Here is a 306-nt window from a genome sequence, read left to right as displayed (position 1 = left end):
GTGCATTTCACTTATCCCACATCCAGAATTGAGCTATTGCAAAATAGAGGACGCTAGTAATGGCTCAAGATTATCACCACGGCGTGCGAGTCGTCGAACTGAACGAGGGTACGCGCCCTATTCGCACCATTAATACAGCTATCGCCGGCATGGTTTGTACTGCCGATGATGCTGATGCCAAACATTTTCCGCTCAATACACCAGTTTTAATTACTGACGTGATGGATGCTGCCGGTAAAGCAGGCGATACCGGCACGTTAGCCCGTGCGTTAGAAGCAATCGGAAATCAATCAAAGCCGGTGACGG

Annotated in this window: 1 pseudogene; it reads left to right on the top strand. The window is 49.3% G+C overall.

The annotated features are described in order from the left end of the window. Positions 1–59 precede the first annotated feature (59 nt). A pseudogene (locus tag PROVRUST_RS18910) lies at positions 60–306 on the top strand (phage tail protein); the annotation flags it as partial.

Source organism: Providencia rustigianii DSM 4541, from assembly GCF_000156395.1.
GTDB lineage: Bacteria > Pseudomonadota > Gammaproteobacteria > Enterobacterales > Enterobacteriaceae > Providencia > Providencia rustigianii.
Note: the sequence above shows the minus strand (reverse complement) of the source record. Positions and strands in the feature narration are given on the sequence as shown.